At 53.9% G+C, this 1,130-nt stretch carries 1 rRNA gene; it reads right to left on the reverse strand.

The features are described from left to right. Positions 1-46: 46 nt before the first annotated feature. Positions 47-1,130, reverse strand: a 16S ribosomal RNA gene (locus tag FCL40_RS18370); the annotation flags it as partial.

Below are 1,130 nucleotides of genomic sequence, written 5' to 3' on the forward strand. Positions count from 1 at the left end.
TCAGACAATCTGTGTGAACACTCAACGCAAAACCGTATCTGTTTCGTAAGGAGGTGATCCAGCCCCAGGTTCCCCTAGGGCTACCTTGTTACGACTTCACCCCAGTCATGAACCACACCGTGGTCATCGCCCTCCCGAAGGTTAAGCTAATGACTTCTGGTGCAGCCCACTCCCATGGTGTGACGGGCGGTGTGTACAAGGCCCGGGAACGTATTCACCGTGACATTCTGATTCACGATTACTAGCGATTCCGACTTCATGGAGTCGAGTTGCAGACTCCAATCCGGACTACGACCGGCTTTATGGGATTGGCTCACTATCGCTAGCTCGCAACCCTTTGTACCGACCATTGTAGCACGTGTGTAGCCCATCCCGTAAGGGCCATGATGACTTGACGTCGTCCCCACCTTCCTCCGGTTTATCACCGGCAGTCTCCCTAGAGTTCCCGCCATTACGCGCTGGCAACTAAGGACAAGGGTTGCGCTCGTTGCGGGACTTAACCCAACATTTCACAACACGAGCTGACGACAGCCATGCAGCACCTGTCTCACGGTTCCCGAAGGCACACTCAGATCTCTCCAAGCTTCCGTGGATGTCAAGGGATGGTAAGGTTCTTCGCGTTGCATCGAATTAAACCACATGCTCCACCGCTTGTGCGGGCCCCCGTCAATTCATTTGAGTTTTAACCTTGCGGCCGTACTCCCCAGGCGGTCTATTTAATGCGTTAGCTTTGGAACCCACGCCTCAAGGGCACAGACTCCTAATAGACATCGTTTACGGCGTGGACTACCAGGGTATCTAATCCTGTTTGCTCCCCACGCTTTCGCATCTGAGCGTCAGTCTTTGTCCAGGAGGCCGCCTTCGCCACTGGTATTCCTTCAGATCTCTACGCATTTCACCGCTACACCTGAAATTCTACCTCCCTCTACAAGACTCTAGTCTGCCAGTTCGAAATGCAGTTCCCAGGTTAAGCCCGGGGCTTTCACATCTCGCTTAACAGACCGCCTGCATGCGCTTTACGCCCAGTAATTCCGATTAACGCTCGCACCCTCCGTATTACCGCGGCTGCTGGCACGGAGTTAGCCGGTGCTTCTTCTGCGAGTAACGTCACAGCTAACGGGTATTAACCG

It is taken from the genome of Ferrimonas sediminicola, assembly GCF_005116715.1.
GTDB classification, from domain to species: domain Bacteria; phylum Pseudomonadota; class Gammaproteobacteria; order Enterobacterales; family Shewanellaceae; genus Ferrimonas; species Ferrimonas sediminicola.